The sequence below is a fragment of the uncultured Nostoc sp. genome, assembly GCF_964245575.1.
GTDB lineage: Bacteria > Cyanobacteriota > Cyanobacteriia > Cyanobacteriales > Nostocaceae > Nostoc.
Window position 1 is genome coordinate 1 of the sequence record NZ_CAXTNP010000189.1, and the last position, 16,147, is coordinate 16,147.

A 16,147-nucleotide genomic window follows, 5' to 3' on the forward strand; every position below is an offset into this window, starting at 1 on the left:
AGATTTACCACCTGTTGCAGTAGAATACAACGGTCGCGATCGCAATGCATTTCTGTTTGGCTTCACACCCCAAGCTGAAATTTGGAATGGTCGCTTGGCAGCAATTGGTTTTCTAGCCTATTTATTGTGGGATTTAGCTGGTTATAGCGTCTTAAGGGACGTACTACACCTAATTAGATATTAGGAATAACTCAGGATTGATAAATGATTGGGTATAAATAAAGACGATACCCAGAAACCCGGCTTATCACCAAAAGTCGGGAATTTATCTCCTGAGCATTTTATATTTAATTAGGTTAGGTTTATCTAAAGTAAAAAGCGAACTAACACGTACAAAGCCGAAGCTACCAGTTGCAATACCACTTGAATTCTGGCCTTAATTTACTTTATGTCGTAATTAATACCAATTATCAAAGACTTATTTATTATAGATAGAGATTTTTGCAAATAATCATCAAATGACTTACTAGCAATCTTTTTGAGATATCTCATCAAGATAATTTTTCATGTGAATACGTATATAAATTGGATATAAAATAACTTTATTATACTTAAATATAAGTTTTAGGTAGGCGTAGCCCGCCGTTGGCGTTCGCGTTAGCGTCTCTGAAAGAGAAGCCTCTCGTAGAGAAGGCATCGCTCCTTTTTATTCGTAGACATTGCTCTATGTTCTATATTGCACTAAAAGGAGAGTGGCGATCAAAAAAGTAGCGGTGTTTGGCAATGCTAGAGGCGGGAAATCAACTCTAAGTAAAAGATTATCTCAAATCACAGGTTTGCCACTTTATGTCTTGGACAAGATTAAATATCAATCAGGAGGCACAGAGGTTCCACATGAAGATTATAAGCACGACCATCAGCAAATTTTAGTTACTGACCGATGGATTATTGATGGGTTTGGTTGCATGGAAACTCTCTGGCTACGACTAGACGAGGTGGATACTCTGGTTTTTGTCGATTTACCGCTATATGTGCATGGATGGTGGCTAACTAAACGACTTATCACAGGTTACTTTAAACCGCCAGAAGGCTGGCCCTCCAATAGTCCAATATTAAGGAGTTCACTTAGTAGCTACCGCGTGCTTTGGTTGTGTTACAAATATTTAACCCCAAAATATCGTGAGTATATCGAGCAGGCTCAAAGCTTCAATTATGTTTATCATATTCGCTCGACTAAACAAATTTCGCAATTTTTTGAATTAATTAATCCAGGAGACTTATTTTAAAGATGGTGCATCAGCCTAAAAGAGCTTCTAAAACGAATCTTGACCCCAGATTTCCCACTAACAAAAAAAAGTCACCTACAACTAGGTGACTTATCTATCATTACAATTAGATAAAAATTACTAAAATATTGAACAGTGATTATTCATCAATGCAAGTGGGAATACCCAAAACAGCGCAGGGGAAATTAGAACCTAGTGCCTCAATCATCGGATGATTGACAGAGTTGCAACCGAGAAACAGAATATCGGCAGCTTCTGATTCAACAACTTTTTTAAGTTCTGTAGAAATGCAGCCAAACCGTAAATGAGATTTGAAGGAACCTTGCCATTCTTCAGCCAAACTTCGGGCTTGCCAGAGAATTATATCTGCTTGTTGCAGGGGAGTTACCACTGTCTGCAATTGGGGTTGAGTTAATACTTGTGTGGCAGACTTTGATATTTCACTGATTTGGCATTCAAATGGAGGGTGTTGTATTGGTAAGCTCAAGACATTTGGATACTGGCTTTTTAAATTGTCTTCTAGCACATAAACGGCTTGAACTGTGACTTCTGCATTAGTAGCTAAACGCGTTTGATGGGCAATCCAGAAAGCAATATCTAGCGCCGTATGACTGTTAGGAGATGCGTCATAAGCAACAATTAAGTTAACTGCTTTTGCTTGTTGAGATTTTTTAGAAAAAGGTATTTTTGGTTCTGGCAACAGTACCATTTGTTCAATTAAGTCATCTCGGCCTGTGGCACTTTGCAGACGTGCTAACATTGGCTTAATTTGCACAGCTTTACTTCTCCCAATGAAATGAATTAACAATGAGAAGCAGGGCGATCAATTTGAGATTTTGGACTTCGGCTACGCTCAGTCGAACGATTTTGGATTTTAGATTGAGTGACGATAACCAAAATTTAAAATCTTAAATCAATCAAGGAAACCCCAATAATAACTGCATTACAGCCAAAGTCTTGGGGGTTCCTTCCATTGCCTACGGAGTTAGCTGACGGGCTAAGACTGGAAGGTGTCTCTCTCTTAGGAGTGCTGAGTGCTGTACATGGATAGCGGGGCGTTTAGCCCATGCTGAGTTAAAGATTAATTATTCTTCACTTTTTACTCTCAAATTGCCGCTCTCTGCAAGATACGCCCCACAATATGGTTCCTCCGTTCCAAATTCAGCTTTCATAAATTTGAATTAGGCTACCCACTAAAAAAAATGATAATCTAATTTACTCGTCTTGGGCAAAATATCGATCAAGGAAATTTAGGGCGTGGTTGCGAAGTTCAAAATATTCTTTTGAGTTTCGCATGGCCGCGCGATCGCGTGGACGCTCAAAAGGAACTTCCAATATCTCCCCTATACTAGCAGCCGGGCCATTGGTCATTAATACGATGCGATCGGACATATAAATTGCTTCATCTACATCGTGAGTAATCATCATCACTGCTTGCCGATGATTTTCCCAAATATCTAATACTTGCCGCTCCAATTTGCCACGAGTTAGTGCATCTAGTGCCCCAAAAGGTTCATCCATCAGCAACATTTTAGGACGAATTGCTAAAGCTCTGGCAATACCTACTCGTTGTTTCATACCTCCAGAAATTTCATCAGGATATTTGTCAGCCGCCGCCGTCAAGTTTACCATTGCCAAGTGTTGATTTACAATGCTAATTTTTTCAGATCTCTTAGCATTTTTTAACACTTCATCCACGGCTAAACGGATATTTTCTCGCACTGTTAACCAAGGTAACAGCGAATAGTTCTGAAATACCACCATCCTTTCGGCTCCTGGCTGACGAATTTCTTGTCCATCTAGCCTGACTGAGCCGGAAGTGGCTTTTTCTAACCCAGCTACTATCTTTAGTAGAGTTGATTTGCCACAACCTGAGTGACCAATTACAGAAATATATTCATCTTCACCAATCGTCAGATTAACCCCATCTAAAACGACAAAGTTATCTTTATCAGGTGTCGGATAAGACTTGACTAAATTTTCAATTTCTAAAAATCCAGGGCGGGGCAGAACTGAGGTCTGGGTATTAATTGGTAATGAGGTATATTCCATCATCAAAATGCTCCGGGAATAATTTAGTCAATCAATTTTGGATTTTAGATTTGCAATTTTAGATTGTTGCCAATCAAAAGGATGCTGGGCTGCTAAGGATTTTATATTTATTCCACCCAAAAGCGACAGAGCATAAACCAAGGAACCAAAATCTAAAATCTAAAATCTAAAATCCCAAATTGGCAGGGATTTAAGACATGAAAAAGTTAGTGGGAGCGTTAGCCCTGATGGCAAAACTATTCAGATAGCCCACAGGATCACTGGGGTCGAAGCCTTTCTTATCTATAAATACTTCTGGTGGTTCGACCTTGTAATCATCCTTGGGACACTCAATGCCCATTTCAGATGCTATCTCCCGATATAAATCTGTTCTCCAGCCAAGTTCGGCTAGTTTATTGGCATTTTTGGGGAATTCCTTAATTTGTCCCCACCGTGCGGCTTGTGTCATCAACCAGATACTTCTCGATCTCCATAAGAATGTGGAATGTTCTCCTGGCTGTTTGGGAAGGTTGTCAGGAATATTGAAGAAAATCGTGGTGTCATCGGCTTTGATGGTGCGGTCTTTGCCATCAAAGCCGCCATAGTTGTAGTTGCCGAGAATTCCCGGACTTGTAAACTTCGTGATTGGGGCATCTTTCTTTTTAGGTCTTGCACCTGTAAAGGAACGGTCTGTTATCAGTTCGGCTACTTCTTGGCGATTTTCTACTTTGCTGCAATACTGACAGGCTTCAATCATCGCCTTGACTAGGGAACGATAGGTTTTGGGATATTGGTCAATGAAAGATTGCATCACCCCCAAAAGTCGATCTGGGTGTCCCAACCAGACTTCTTTGCCTTGTGCGAAGGTAAAGCCGATGTTTTCATTACCTGTTATTGCCCTTGTGTTCCAGGGTTCTGCAACCATGTAAGCTTGCATTGCACCAATCCGTACATTTGTCACCATTTGGGGGGGCGGAACAATGATGACGCGAAACTCTTTAAGCGGATCAACACCAGCGGCGGCAGATATGTAGCGGACAAAGTATTCGTAAATGGCAGAACTCAGAACAACTGCCCAAACTTTGCGTTCTGGTGGTTGCTGGTCAAAGTAGCCTCGGAAATCTTGCCCAAAAACTTCCAAAGCGCCATCACCATATTTTTCTTGGTACTCATACCACGGACGCAGCCCAAAATCCCACATGGCTTTATTCATTGTCATGGCGTTACCGTGGCGGTGAATGGTCATGGCTGCACATAAGGGGGCGTGGCGTGCGCCTTCAGCGCCAATTCTGGCGTTGGTGACGGCACCAGATACTACGGGTGAAGCATCCAGGCGACCAAAAATTAAACCGTCGCGGGAGGTAGCCCAACTGGCTTCGCGGTTGAGTGTAACGTTCAAACCATATTTGCGGAAGAAGCCTTTTTTCCAGGCGATCGCAAATGGCGCACAATCATTAACAGGAACGTAACCAACTATAAGATCGGCTTTTTCTAAGTCGTCGCTTTTAATTACTGGTTGCACAGCTAAAGCTTCTTCGGTCAATCCTTTGGCTGATCTATCTCCTGAAATCCCACAGGAGGACAGCGCCATTCCTGCCGTTGTTGCTCCTATTCCCTTAATAATATCTCGTCGAGTCCAGTTAATATCACCCATTCTTGTAGCTCCATTGGTGATTAATTACTCACGCTTCAGATGCAGAGTCTCTGCTGTTTTGATAGCAGCCGAATTTTGTTAGTTGGAAGTTCTAGGACGATGGGTTACTAATTCTTGAATTTTACCCACAGCGTAATCCAGAATTAACCCAGTTAAGCCAATTATGAACACAGCTAAAAAAACTGAACTCAGGTTTAAGCGACTCCATTCATCCCAGACAAAAAAACCGATACCAATACCACCTGTAAGCATTTCTACAGCAACGATTACCAGCCAAGCTATCCCTAAACTAATTCGTAAACCTGTAAAAATATACGGTAAACTTGCAGGCAAAATGATTTTTATAATCCGTCGCCAACGGGGCATTTCTAAGACTCGTGCCACATCTAAATAATCTTTGGAAACGCTAGAAACTCCTAAAGCGGTATTAATAATTGTTGGCCATAGGGAAGTAATAAAGATGACAAAAATGGCTGAAGGATCTGCTAAATTGAAAATTGCTAAGGCGATGGGTAGCCAAGCTAGGGGCGATACAGGTTTAAAAATTTGAATAATCGGATTGAGCGCTAACATTGCCGATCTAGACATACCAATTAAAAACCCCAGAGGAATCGCTACTACCGCACCTAACAAAAAGCCTATTAGTACCCTTCGCAGACTTGCAATCAACAGCCAACCAATTCCTAAGTTGCCCGGGCCTCGCTGGTAGAAGGGATTTAAGATGTAGTCTAGATTAGCAATTAAGGCTTCTGGTGGGGTGGGCATCAATTCATGGTTGGCAAGTGCAATAATCCACCACAACACAATTATTCCTAAAAACCCCAACACAGGTAGAAAGAAGACATCTCTAACTATGACAGGTTTTGCCTTTTTCCAAGCAGCTTGTCCAGCGATCGCTGCGATCGCTGCTAAATTTAATTGAAATATCATTTATGACCTCAACAGATTTAAGTGCAGGTACAAAAAATCCGAGCAGTACCAGCCTTGGACACTGATGAGATCGGAACACTATAAAAATGCCGTCTCTTCAGTCTCCTCTCAATGCCTACGAAGTTAGCTGACGGGCTAGGGCTGAGAGATGCCCTTCTCAAGAAAGTTATGAGTTATGAGTTATGAGTTAAATGTATTAGTAACTTTCAACTTCTCACTCTCAAGTCCTCACTCTCTAGGAGATACGCCCCACAATTTGGTTCCTCCGCTCCAGCGTTATGCACTGTGACAACGCTGAATTAGGCTGACTTACTCTAATGGATACTAAATTATGCACAATATAACATCAATGCTCAGTAAAAGCCATCTGTCTTATGATAAATATTGTTAATTTTAATACCATTTGTAAGCATTTATTTTTAATTTGTGGTAACAATTAAAACTTGCTTTATAGTTATATTGTGAGTGAACTCCTTGTACAGACAGCTAAACAATACAGTCGAGCCAAGCATCAAGAATGTTACGTGTTTGATTAATATTTTTTAATACAAAATAGATGATACTGAACAAATTTTAGATACGGTTAGTTAATCAGCAAACAAAAGAGCATGAAGAATCTATTCCTTTTAGTAGGTGAACAAAATTGGTAAATCTGGTATTAAACCTCTGCACTCGCTAAACTAATTGGATATGGAAGTTTACTCATCTATCTCCTAGCTGATATTTAAGATAATGGATTTTAGTCAAGTACTGGCTGAAAAAACGGACACCATCCTCGATAAATGGATTGCAGCAGTTCGCAAGGATAGACGGATTGAAAGTGCTGATGACCTATCTTACACAGCAGTAAAGGATCACATCCCTGATGTTTTGAAAGCAATGGTGACAGTGCTTTCAAAATCTCAGGAGAATGATATTCAGTCAATAGTTACTGCCAGTTTCCAGCATGGAGCTATTCGAGCCGAACAAGGCTTTGATCCAGCAGAAATTGCCAGAGAATATCATCTGCTGCGAACATTAATATTTGATGCTCTCCAACCAGATTTATTGGAGGGAACACCTGTAGAAATAATTCGTTCCATGCGTTTGATTGACGCTATTATAGACGAAGCGCTCGCTCGCTGTTTCAAGAGTTACGTTGAGGAGCGGTTGCGAGAATTACAGCAGTTGCAGTCATCACTAACACTTCATAATAAAGAACTCACACGCTTGATTAGCGCAAATCAAGAGTATCTTTCACAACTAGCCCACGAATTGAAACATCCCCTAACTTCCATTATTGGTTACTCGGATCTGTTTTTACGCCAACAACGACGAAAGACTGAGATAAAAGATACCTCTGCCAATCTCGAACATATTGAGCGGGTACTACGCAATGGTAGACAATTGCTCCACCTGATCAACGATGTATTAGAACTTTCGCGGTATGAAGCAGGGCAGATAAAACTCCACCTAGCCCCCACCGATGTGCGTGAATTAATTAATAATGTCTGTGAAATGTTGGAACCTTTAGCTGGTGGGAAAAATTTAAAAGTTGTAGTAGATTGCGATCGCGCTCCCAAAGAAATAATCACAGATCCTTTTCAATGCCAAGAAATTGTTACAAATCTTATTAGTAATGCGATTCGCTATACAGAGTCGGGGACTATTATTATAATGTGTCAGGTGTTGGAAAATCAGAAATGGGCGATCGCGGTTTCTGACACTGGAATTGGCATTGCACCAGAAAACCAACCCCAGATATTTGAACCTTACTTTCGCGTCAGTTTTAGCGATCGTCCTTATCTCCCCGATAGTACAGGATTGGGATTAGCGATCGTCTTCCGTTTAGTAAAACTACTTGAAGGTGAAATTAAGCTAGTTTCTGAAGTGGGAGTTGGTTCTACTTTCACTATAATTTTGCCCTTATAAGTGAAGATATGAGAAGTTTATAGTATATTTTTTTAGTTCCTTGTTCTGCGGCTAAGAGTTGTTTTGCTCTTAAATCTACATACATATCTTTTTGACCCCACTTTAAATGTAGAGGGTCATCTGTAATTATCCAGCCTTCTTAAATTCAGGCATTTTTAACAGCATCATGATAAATATCTCTTGCAGGCATATTAAAGTACATTCATTAAAATAAGATAAAAATCGTTTCTACAACAACCCTTGTTTTTTTAACTTATCTAGTGCATCTTCAGCAGCAGCTTTCTCTGCATCTTTCTTATTGCGTCCCTTACCTTCGCCATAAATTTTTTCATTTACCAATACTTTGGCTATGAATTCTGGCGCGTGAGAAGGGCCTCCTATTTGTTCTGTGAAATATTTGGGAGGATTTGGAGTAACGTTGTGTTGCACCCATTCTTGAAAGCGATTTTTTGAGTCTACATTAGAACGAGACACAACTATATGCTTAGGATCTACAGAATCAAATAGTGGTTTTATAATTGCGCGAACTGCTTCAATATTGGAATCATTATCTAAATAGTAAGCACCAAGTACAGCTTCAAAGGTGCTACTGAGCAAATTAGGATTTTGGTAGCCTCCGTCTCGAATTGCGCCTTTTCCTAACCGCATCCTAAAGTCTAAACCTACCTCCTCGGCGAACTTTGCCAATTGTTTCTCATCTACCAGCGCCGAACGCCGCCGTGTTAATTCATCTTCTCCCATTTCTGAATGACACTTGTATAGATACTCGCCACTTAAGAAATTCAGCATAGCATCACCGAGGAATTCTAGGCGTTCATTATGTTCACCTTCTTCTGGGTTTTCATGGACATAAGAACGGTGGGTAAGCGCACGGCGGAGAAGTTTTTCATCATGGAATATTAGAAGTTTGTGCATTTTAATATCTACTTTCTGTGATATTTAAATGGAAAAGGCAGGCAAGATGCGCACCTTACAAGATAAAAGCTTAATACAATTGGGGCAGGAACTAGAAACTGTTAAGCTTTTTGCAGCCAGGGGGGTAGAGACTGTTTCCATGAGAATTATTGCATGGAAAACAAGAAAGTCGTAAGTTTTCAAAAGAATTAGAACTGCCACGACTCTTAGGTAAGAGGTGATCAAATGTCAATTTATTTTGTGGTAAATTTTGACAACCCCACCAACAATAATAACCATACAAATCAAGGAGTTGATGTTTCTTATTGCGCTTCTGTTTAGGATTCATTTGGTTGATTTTCCATTTTGCTTTTGTGTGCAACAGCATTGGAATATCACACATCTAACTTGAACAAATTTCTTTCGAGGTAAATTATCAAAAATGAATCTTCCTCTATGAAAAAATTTGCTATCTAAGCTTTGGTTTGGTTTAAGTCTTAGCCGTAGAATTCCTGGCTTACTACCAAGTTTCGCGTCATCCTTTCCCCTGAACATTCATCCAAACATCTTGTCTTCCCCTTAAAAGTCTAGTCAATCAGTTAACTTGACATTGGGCTAAATACTCAGCCGAAGGGATGACACGAAGCTCGGCAGGAAACTAGGAATTCTGCTGCTAAGACAGCTACCAAAAACCAGCGCTTTAGAGTGCGGTTACTTTGCTATCTTAAATATACATTGGCATAGCTGTTACTGGATGTCAATATAGTTATTTATGAAGATTTACTAAAAGCCTTAACTCATATCCATGAACTTTAAAAATGCTCTATGGGATTATTTAAAAAATATTTAAGCTAATAAATAATTTATGGTTTACTTTGGGCGATCGCACCATACAAAATACCTAAAATTTTCTTAATATCCTTAATATAATATTCACTTAAATAAATCGAAATTACATTGCCTTCAAGCTTAAGAAATTGCCAGATCGTACCGATAGTAACAGCACCATATATAGCTTTGATTTGATTTCTACCTCTCTCATTAAATAACTGAGGAGCTACTATTTCAGCAATACATTGTGCTAAACCAGACCTCAAATTCTCATTTTTACTTTCTACTAAGACAACTACCGGACTACATACAAGCAACTGCTCCGAAGAAAGACTCAAAATAAAATCACAAAAGCCATTTAGTCCTCGTTGGCTATCAACAGTAAAATCAACTCCATAAAAAAGCTTATTTCCTAATTAAATTTGCGTCTAATTTCTAATAAAATTGGACTAATTCTCATTTCAGTACGAGCTTTTTATGTACTTATTGCTATTGCTAAATCAATATTTTCATTAAGAATAGTAGATAATAAATTACTACACTCTTGCTCCTGTAAATTTGCGAATAGCCCAGATGACTCGTGGATAACTAACCCAAAATAATCAATAACTTCAATAAGTTTAAAATCACTATAAGCCATAAAACTTACTTTTTTGTCTTATGACTGAATTCTATAACAAAGTTTAAAAGTTCAGCTTTGGCGGAAACACCCTAGCTAAATCAAGAGATAAATCAGGGAAGCAGGGAAAAGTTATTACCTCATTTGACAAGAAAATTCGCTTATTTGAATAACCATATCTGCCTTGATTATCCTGATATGGTTCACTGTCAGCTTCCAAATAATTATCGAATAAATTGAATATCCAATAATAAGTAATACCTGCTTTAGCATAGAGAGGTATTTTCACATCTTGATCATAAGCTAAAGAAGAATCTGAAACCTCCATTACCAAAAACACATCAGCAGGTTTAGGATGAGCCGATAGATAATCATCAGCACGGTTTTGAAGAATCGCAAAATCTGGTTCAGGTTCACTGTTAGATGGCAAAGCAATCGGAGCTTGAGATTGCAAAGTGGCCTTGTCTGTCAGTATTTTGGGGAGTTCCTTCCACAGTTTTCTTAAACAAGTTTCATGGGCTGTACCTTTGGATGCCATTTCAATAATTTCCCCGTTGATTAATTCAATGTGGTCATCTTCATGGAAAAAGCCCAATTCTCCAAGCCTGTGGTATTCATCCAGTGTGAAGCGTTTAGCCTGAGCAATACTCATAACCTTACCTTTCTCTGATTGCGATAATATTTATTCTAAATGTGCCAGCAATTGGTATGCTAAAGGCCGAGACTCGCTACAAAAGCAAACAATGCCTGCGCCTACTATCAATCCCACGCTCACTGCCTTTCCCTTGACAGCCGTAGTCGGTCAAGAAGCAATTAAATTAGCCTTGCTGTTAGCCGCAGTTGATCCTGGTTTGGGAGGAGTGGCGATCGCAGGTCGTCGCGGTACGGCAAAATCTGTAATGGCTCGTGCTATCCACGCTTTACTACCGCCGATTGAAGTTGTCAAAGGCTCAATCAGTAATTGTGACCCCAACTACCCAGATGATTGGGACGATCAACTTTTGGCGGAGTACGCAGATAAAAATATTCAAGATGTTCCCGTCGAAATTATCCCCGCGCCTTTTTTGCAAATTCCTCTAGGTATCACAGAAGACCGACTCCTCGGTTCCGTGGATGTTGAAAAGTCGGTAAAGCAAGGTGATACTATTTTTCAGCCTGGATTACTCGCTACAGCCAATCGAGGTGTACTGTACGTAGATGAAATTAATTTATTAGATGACCAAATATCAAATCAGCTTTTAACAGTATTATCTGAGGGACGCAACCAGATCGAACGGGAAGGGATTAGTTTTCAACATCCGTGTAAATCCCTATTTATTGCCACCTACAATCCAGAAGAAGGCGGATTACGGGAGCATTTGTTAGATAGAATTGCGATCGCACTCTCTGCTGACGGTGTACTCGGCTTAGATCAAAGAGTAGCAGCTGTTGAAGTTGCGATCGCCTATTCTAAATCTCCCCAAGACTTCCTTCAACAGTACAACGAAGATTTAGACTCACTCAAAACCCAAATCATCTTGGCGCGGGAATGGTTGAAAGAAGTAACCATTACCCATGAACAAATTGCCTACTTAGTAGATGAAGCTATTCGCGGCGGAGTTCAGGGACATCGCGCCGAGTTGTTCGCCACGCGGGTTGCCAAAGCTGCGGCGGCTTTAGAGGGACGAACAACAGTGAATGCCGAAGATTTGCGCCGTGCTGTGGAATTGGTGATTGTACCACGCGCCACAATTGTGCAGACACCACCACCAGAACAACAAGCACCACCTCCACCTCCACCAGAGAATCAAGAAGAACCCCCAGACGAATCAGAAGAGGAAGAAGAACAAGAAGAACAGGAAGAAAATCAAGAGCAAGAACCCCCCAGCATCCCGGAAGAGTTTATCTTTGATCCGGAAGGGGTAATTCTTGATGACAACGTACTGTATTTTACTCAAATGGCGAAGCGGCAAGGTAAATCTGGTAGTCGCAGTGTCATCTTTTCTGATGACAGGGGACGCTACATTAAGCCAATGTTGCCCAAGGGAAAAGCGCGACGCATTGCAGTAGATGCTACCTTGAGAGCAGCTGCTCCTTATCAAAAAGCACGAAGAGAAAGACAACCAGATAGAAAAGTTATTGTCGAACAGGCTGATATTCGCTCGAAACGCCTGGTACGCAAAGCGGGGGCGTTGGTAGTATTTGTGGTAGATGCTTCTGGTTCAATGGCCCTGAATCGAATGCAATCGGCTAAAGGTGCGGTGATGCAACTATTAACAGAAGCTTATCAAAACCGCGACCAAATAGCATTAATTCCCTTCCGGGGAGAACAGGCGGAAGTTTTATTGCCTCCAACACGTTCTATTGCTTTGGCGCGTAACCGTTTGGAAAGGTTGCCCTGTGGTGGGGGATCGCCCTTAGCGCATGGTTTAACCCAAGCTGTACGCGTCGGCTTAAATGCTCAGATGAGTGGAGATATAGGGCAAGTTGTCCTTGTAGCAATCACTGATGGGCGGGGTAATATTCCTTTAGCACGTTCTTTAGGTGAACAGCTAGAACCCGGAGAAAAGCCAGATATCAAAGGAGAATTATTAGAAATTGCTGCCAGAATCCGGGCTTTGGGGATGCAACTATTAGTAATTGATACGGAAAGTAAATTTGTGTCTACTGGCTTTGCCAAAGAATTATCGCAAACAGCAGGCGGTAAATATTATCATTTGCCGAAAGCGACAGATCAAGCTATTGCTGCTATGACCAAAGGTGCGATCGCTGATTTAAAATCTCGATAATTAGTCATTTGTCATTTGTCATTGGTCACTTGTACTGAGCGTAGTCGTTGGCGCAGCCTCTCGTAGAGAAGTATTAGTCATTAGTCATTGGATTTTTGACCTAGCACGACTACGATCCAGTTGGCATTACCTGTGGTTGCAAATAACAAACCAAATCTTGGATTCCCTTTTGCAGATACCGCGTTACTGTCATAGGACTAGTGCCAATATTTTTAGCGGCATCTTTGCGAGAAAGTTCCTTTAAAAATACCATTTCAACTGCCATACGGGGCTTTTCTTCTAACATATTGATTGCACCTTGCAGTTGTTGACGTTCTTCTTCTTGTTGCAGAAGAACATGAGAACGAGGACAAGGAAGTGCTTCACCCAAGGTTATTTGGCAATCAACATAGTTAACTGCGGTTGCATCTAAACTCAAAGGCATCCGGTTTTGAGCAGCTAACTTGGTTTCTTGCCATTCTTGCACAGATACCCGAAGTTGGCTGGCAATTTCAGCATCCTTGGGCTGGCGACCTAAAGACATTGCCAAGTCCTTGCGAATCTTTTGCCCTTCATTATATAATTCTTGCCAACGACGGGGAATTTTTAATAGAGTACTGCGATCGCGCAAAAAGTGCAGCATCTCACCGCGAATGTATGGCACTGCAAAGGAACTAAAAGCATATCCTTGGCTAGGGTCGAAACGCTCAATTGCCCTAATCAAACCAAAATAACCGATTTGTTCTAAATCTTCATAAGGTTCATTACATTGATGACTAAATTTATGAGCCATCTTCCGCACTAAGCCAGTATGTAACTGTACAAGTTTATTACGAAGTTTAATAGAAGGATTCTGGTGGTACAAGTGTAATAATTCTATACCATCAGTTCGTAAAGAGGACTCACTTGCTGCCATATACATTCCTTTGTTGTAACTCCTATTTCTGGGAAAATGGAGTTGCGTATATTTTCTTTTAAGCTGTCATTATTTTCCTTAGTTAGGGCAGAATAAGCCATCGTCGTTTCACTGAACTTGTCAGGGGTCGCACTCCACAATTCAGTATTTGTACGCATGATTTTGCGAACATCTGTGTTGCAGTTTTTTTTCTTTGCTGTATAACAATTGGATGGTGCATAATCTTGAGCTTTTGTAAAAAAACCTAGCTATTTATGCTGACAAATGCATCATTGACCTAATAGCTATCTGTCATACTGAGCGCAACGTGGATCAGCACTGAATTAATCGCCCAAGAAACCGGGAAACTTTATCTCTTAGTACACACCGTCATTAATAAAGATCGAAAATCCAAATTGGAAGTTGGGTTGAGGAACAAAATCCAAGCTACAAAAAACAGAATTCCGATTCATCTTTATGGGGATTTGTACTTAACTTATGCCTTAACGGACATTTCCATTGAATATTGCTAAGATTGAAACTTTGGAAACTTAGTGGAAACATAGAAACAGTTTATTGACATGCAAGTTTGGTGGGTGTCACACTTCTTGCTAAATAGCAGGATGAACAATGAAAATCACTAAACATCGACAAAAAATTCTGGATACACTTCAGCAATGGTTCAGCATCCATAAACAGGGGCCAACTTTGGAGGAGTTGTGTCTAGAACTCGGAATGCAACCGCGTCAGAAAGCAACAGTTCAGCGTTGGTTGCAGACTATGCGCGGCATCGACGTTGAATGGGATGATCACAGCGCCCGCAGTTATCGCCTCCTTCAATCTGAATCAGAGACACTATCTCTACAAATATCTGTGACAGACACTCTACGATATTTAGCTACTGGCGTGATGCAGTGGGAAAAACTAGAGCTAGAAAAGCGAAATCAAGTACCTGAAGCCCTCCGCATTGGTATGTCCCGTATGTACTTAACTTCGTTACTGCGGGGAGAACAAGCCCCAGAGAACCTACCGCAATTTTTTGATTGGGCGGAAACATCTATTACTTTCTGGAAACCAGCCCAAGAAATTAAATACCTTTCGCCAGATGTCAGCGTTATAGAAGACGGAGTAGTTTCCGATTTTGCTAGAGAATGGCAAGTTTCAGGTAATGATGTGGTGGCGCAGGTACAAGAGTCAGTGTTGAAAGATGTACTGGAATACTGTCGGGGAAATCAGCTAAACGATGCCTATTGCGCTTTTCGACTACTAATCATTCCTAAACCCACTCTTCATTACTCAGAATATCGCCAACAGCTACGTTTACCCGAACTCAGACCACTGCGCGAGTTATTGTCGCGGCTAGAAATCTATGTCGATATGGATAAGTTAGCAGAGGGCAACGTCTATCATCTGTGTCCGCGCTGCAAGTATGTGCAACGCCAACGTCCTGATGGTACTTATAGTTGCCGTAACCCCTGGTGTGAAAGACTTTGTGCAACCAAAAAACTTCAACCATTGCCACCTATTCCTAAAGAAAAAGCAGCGGATTGGAAAGCTGTTACGCCAGGCGTGCATTTGTACGGCACACTGCCAGGAATTTGGGAAATTCAACTTAAAGAAGAACTGACAAAGTTGGGTTTGCGCGTTACTCTCTGGCCTTTTATAGATGAATTTGACTTACTCGTAGAGTTCCCACGCAAAGTTCGCTGGGCAATTGATCTCAAAGATTGGGCATCCGTAGATGAGGAACGTTTGCAAAAGGTGCAGTATCGGCGTGATGCAACGGAAACTTTTGTAGTTTTTCCAGATGAACGTGAAGACTCTTTGCGGATAAAGGTTGTGCGCGAACAACTAGAACCCAAACTTGAGGGGGTACGCTTACGCCTATTTAGCGAAATCATCACTCAAGCCCAAGCAATTTTAGGGAAGAAAAATAATGCGTGATATTGTTAGCTGGCGCAAGGATCTGTGCAAGAAACTCCGCAACTCAGATGAATTAAAAGAGTATGTAGCATCTAGTTTAGTTAACGCAAATGCTAAGGTACATCAGCGAGAAATTAAGCGTCTTGCCCAACTCATTGCTGATGTGGAATTGGGATTAACCTTACTTCAGGAAATAGCACCAGAAGAACCTGCAACTTCTGTGGAAGCTTTGCTGAAAGGATATCGCTTTCCAGTTGAACAACTACAAAGCGATCGCAACTGGCAACTTATACAAAATGCTCGTTTTTATCTGATTCAGCGCAAAGGTAGGCAGTGGTTGCGAGTGCTTCAAGAGTACATCAACTTACCTGAAATTATTAGAATCTATAGCCTTGAAAATGCAAGGAATGTTCCTCAACTTATTCCATCCAGTAAGTAAGTCGGCGCGAAAAAACCAAACTATGTGAAGATAAGTAAATACGGAGA

The 16,147-nt window shown here is 40.9% G+C and carries 16 protein-coding genes and 2 riboswitches; of the genes, 6 read left to right on the top strand and 10 right to left on the bottom strand.

What is annotated here, in order from left to right; all coding sequences use genetic code 11:
• Both ACFFAP_RS25505 and ACFFAP_RS25510 read left to right on the top strand, forming a co-directional pair.
• The coding region (locus ACFFAP_RS25505; protein ID WP_375513835.1) for a high light inducible protein at positions 1-184 on the top strand (184 nt) is incomplete at its 5' end.
• 508 nt (positions 185-692) lie between these two features.
• Complete coding sequence (locus ACFFAP_RS25510; protein ID WP_375513836.1) at positions 693-1,226, top strand: adenylate kinase; 534 nt, start codon at positions 693-695, stop codon at positions 1,224-1,226.
• A gap of 139 nt (positions 1,227-1,365) precedes the next feature.
• On the opposite strand, the gene ACFFAP_RS25515 is transcribed toward ACFFAP_RS25510, so the two are convergent.
• The 4 genes from ACFFAP_RS25515 to ntrB form a co-directional block, all read right to left on the bottom strand.
• A complete protein-coding gene (locus tag ACFFAP_RS25515; RefSeq protein ID WP_375513848.1) occupies positions 1,366-1,986 on the bottom strand; it encodes a universal stress protein in 621 nt (206 codons plus the stop codon).
• Between the two features lie 202 nt (positions 1,987-2,188).
• Positions 2,189-2,403, bottom strand: a riboswitch (cyclic di-AMP (ydaO/yuaA leader).
• A 38-nt stretch (positions 2,404-2,441) separates the two neighbouring features.
• On the bottom strand, positions 2,442-3,278 hold the full coding sequence (locus ACFFAP_RS25520; RefSeq protein ID WP_375513849.1) for an ABC transporter ATP-binding protein: 837 nt from the start codon (positions 3,276-3,278) through the stop codon (positions 2,442-2,444).
• Positions 3,279-3,468: 190 nt separating this feature from the next.
• A complete protein-coding gene (locus ACFFAP_RS25525) occupies positions 3,469-4,911 on the bottom strand; it encodes an ABC transporter substrate-binding protein (protein ID WP_375513837.1) in 1,443 nt (480 codons plus the stop codon).
• Between the two features lie 78 nt (positions 4,912-4,989).
• Positions 4,990-5,841, bottom strand: coding sequence for a nitrate ABC transporter permease (gene ntrB / locus ACFFAP_RS25530; RefSeq protein WP_375513838.1), 852 nt, complete (start codon positions 5,839-5,841; stop codon positions 4,990-4,992).
• 97 nt (positions 5,842-5,938) lie between these two features.
• A riboswitch (cyclic di-AMP (ydaO/yuaA leader) is annotated at positions 5,939-6,157 on the bottom strand.
• A 416-nt stretch (positions 6,158-6,573) separates the two neighbouring features.
• Here ntrB and ACFFAP_RS25535 point away from each other — a divergent pair.
• Positions 6,574-7,752: a sensor histidine kinase gene (locus tag ACFFAP_RS25535; protein WP_375513839.1), complete on the top strand. Its 1,179-nt coding sequence runs from the start codon at positions 6,574-6,576 to the stop codon at positions 7,750-7,752.
• Here ACFFAP_RS25535 and ACFFAP_RS25540 read toward each other — a convergent pair.
• From ACFFAP_RS25540 to ACFFAP_RS25560, 5 genes are all read right to left on the bottom strand, one after another.
• Positions 7,733-7,882, bottom strand: coding sequence for an element excision factor XisH family protein (locus tag ACFFAP_RS25540; RefSeq protein WP_375513850.1), 150 nt, complete (start codon positions 7,880-7,882; stop codon positions 7,733-7,735). The two genes, ACFFAP_RS25535 and ACFFAP_RS25540, sit on opposite strands and share 20 nt — an antisense overlap.
• A 98-nt stretch (positions 7,883-7,980) precedes the next feature.
• A complete protein-coding gene (gene rnc, locus ACFFAP_RS25545) occupies positions 7,981-8,667 on the bottom strand; it encodes a ribonuclease III (protein ID WP_375513840.1) in 687 nt (228 codons plus the stop codon).
• A 91-nt stretch (positions 8,668-8,758) separates the two neighbouring features.
• Positions 8,759-9,049, bottom strand: coding sequence for an HNH endonuclease (locus ACFFAP_RS25550; protein ID WP_375513841.1), 291 nt, complete (start codon positions 9,047-9,049; stop codon positions 8,759-8,761).
• 460 nt (positions 9,050-9,509) lie between these two features.
• Positions 9,510-9,815 (bottom strand): hypothetical protein, encoded by a 306-nt coding sequence (locus ACFFAP_RS25555; RefSeq protein ID WP_375513842.1) that lies wholly within the window; start codon positions 9,813-9,815, stop codon positions 9,510-9,512.
• 345 nt (positions 9,816-10,160) lie between these two features.
• Complete coding sequence (locus ACFFAP_RS25560) at positions 10,161-10,748, bottom strand: Uma2 family endonuclease (protein WP_375513843.1); 588 nt, start codon at positions 10,746-10,748, stop codon at positions 10,161-10,163.
• 91 nt (positions 10,749-10,839) lie between these two features.
• Here ACFFAP_RS25560 and bchD point away from each other — a divergent pair, with 91 nt between their 5' ends.
• Positions 10,840-12,864 (top strand): magnesium chelatase ATPase subunit D, encoded by a 2,025-nt coding sequence (gene bchD, locus ACFFAP_RS25565; RefSeq protein WP_375513844.1) that lies wholly within the window; start codon positions 10,840-10,842, stop codon positions 12,862-12,864.
• A 109-nt stretch (positions 12,865-12,973) separates the two neighbouring features.
• Here the strand turns inward: bchD and ACFFAP_RS25570 are convergent, their stop codons facing one another.
• Entirely contained in the window at positions 12,974-13,759 is a 786-nt protein-coding gene (locus ACFFAP_RS25570) for an RNA polymerase sigma factor SigF (RefSeq protein WP_375513845.1), read from the bottom strand.
• A gap of 609 nt (positions 13,760-14,368) precedes the next feature.
• Between ACFFAP_RS25570 and ACFFAP_RS25575 the strand changes: the two genes are divergently transcribed.
• Both ACFFAP_RS25575 and ACFFAP_RS25580 read left to right on the top strand, forming a co-directional pair.
• Positions 14,369-15,682 (top strand): Fis family transcriptional regulator, encoded by a 1,314-nt coding sequence (locus ACFFAP_RS25575; protein ID WP_375513846.1) that lies wholly within the window; start codon positions 14,369-14,371, stop codon positions 15,680-15,682.
• Entirely contained in the window at positions 15,675-16,100 is a 426-nt protein-coding gene (locus tag ACFFAP_RS25580) for a hypothetical protein (RefSeq protein ID WP_375513847.1), read from the top strand. The genes ACFFAP_RS25575 and ACFFAP_RS25580 overlap by 8 nt, the downstream gene beginning before the upstream one ends.
• Positions 16,101-16,147 lie beyond the last annotated feature (47 nt).

Excerpts from the sequence above, each read along its gene's own strand:
- ACFFAP_RS25515 (WP_375513848.1), bottom strand. The coding sequence starts at position 1,986 with ATGTTAGCACGTCTGCAAAGTGCCACAGGCCGAGATGACTTAATTGAA.
- ACFFAP_RS25520 (WP_375513849.1), bottom strand. The coding sequence starts at position 3,278 with ATGGAATATACCTCATTACCAATTAATACCCAGACCTCAGTTCTGCCC.
- ACFFAP_RS25525 (WP_375513837.1), bottom strand. The coding sequence starts at position 4,911 with ATGGGTGATATTAACTGGACTCGACGAGATATTATTAAGGGAATAGGA.
- ntrB (WP_375513838.1), bottom strand. The coding sequence starts at position 5,841 with ATGATATTTCAATTAAATTTAGCAGCGATCGCAGCGATCGCTGGACAA.
- ACFFAP_RS25535 (WP_375513839.1), top strand. The coding sequence starts at position 6,574 with ATGGATTTTAGTCAAGTACTGGCTGAAAAAACGGACACCATCCTCGAT.
- rnc (WP_375513840.1), bottom strand. The coding sequence starts at position 8,667 with ATGCACAAACTTCTAATATTCCATGATGAAAAACTTCTCCGCCGTGCG.
- ACFFAP_RS25550 (WP_375513841.1), bottom strand. The coding sequence starts at position 9,049 with ATGTGTGATATTCCAATGCTGTTGCACACAAAAGCAAAATGGAAAATC.
- ACFFAP_RS25560 (WP_375513843.1), bottom strand. The coding sequence starts at position 10,748 with ATGAGTATTGCTCAGGCTAAACGCTTCACACTGGATGAATACCACAGG.
- bchD (WP_375513844.1), top strand. The coding sequence starts at position 10,840 with ATGCCTGCGCCTACTATCAATCCCACGCTCACTGCCTTTCCCTTGACA.
- ACFFAP_RS25570 (WP_375513845.1), bottom strand. The coding sequence starts at position 13,759 with ATGGCAGCAAGTGAGTCCTCTTTACGAACTGATGGTATAGAATTATTA.
- ACFFAP_RS25575 (WP_375513846.1), top strand. The coding sequence starts at position 14,369 with ATGAAAATCACTAAACATCGACAAAAAATTCTGGATACACTTCAGCAA.
- ACFFAP_RS25580 (WP_375513847.1), top strand. The coding sequence starts at position 15,675 with ATGCGTGATATTGTTAGCTGGCGCAAGGATCTGTGCAAGAAACTCCGC.